General features: G+C 44.6%; 1 pseudogene. It reads left to right on the forward strand.

Going from position 1 to position 693, the window contains the following annotated elements:
- Positions 1-693 (forward strand): annotated as a pseudogene (locus ACFIL3_RS10845) (phage tail protein); the annotation flags it as partial.

Raw genomic sequence — 693 nt, forward strand, 5'->3', positions numbered from 1 at the left:
AAAGGCATCAGTGATCTCACAGAGAGGATTAAAGGCTGGTTCCAATGGCTAGAACCTCTGATTGGTGAAATAACCCTCTTTAAGGTAGGACTTGTGGCACTTGGTTCGTTCATTTTTGGTCCACTCATTGCCGCAGCGGGAGCAGCGGGAGCAGCGTTTGTCACGCTTGGCTATACTATAATGACCACACCTATCGGTTGGCTAATTGGGGGTATCGCGGTACTTGCCGCACTCTATAAATATTGGGATGAACTCAATGGCTGGGTAGCTGCATCTTTAGCCGCGGTTGGAGCAGTTCTTACCGGAGCATTCATTGCGGCAATGGTACCGGCAGCTTCTGCAGTTGCCAGTTTTGCCTTAACTCTTGTAGGTACACTGATTTCGGCAATAACTGCCGTTAGTTCCGCTTTTATATCGCTTGGTGTTGCTATCATGACCACACCTATTGGCTGGATTATTGGCGGCATTGCAGCTCTTGTTGCTGCCGGATATCTGCTCTACAAACATTGGGATACAGTCATAAGCTTTATAAGCAAGCTATGGGATTCTTTTTACAGCTTATGTAGTAATGTTTTCAATAACCTCTTGACGTTCTTTAAAAACTTTTCACCACTGACTTGGATTTCGAAAAAAATCAATGAACTCATTGAATGGCTGTTTGGTGTCGATTTAATGGAAATAGGCTCCAATCTT

The organism is Bartonella sp. CE47NXGY (assembly GCF_042195415.1).
In the GTDB taxonomy this organism is placed as follows: Bacteria; Pseudomonadota; Alphaproteobacteria; order Rhizobiales; family Rhizobiaceae; genus Bartonella.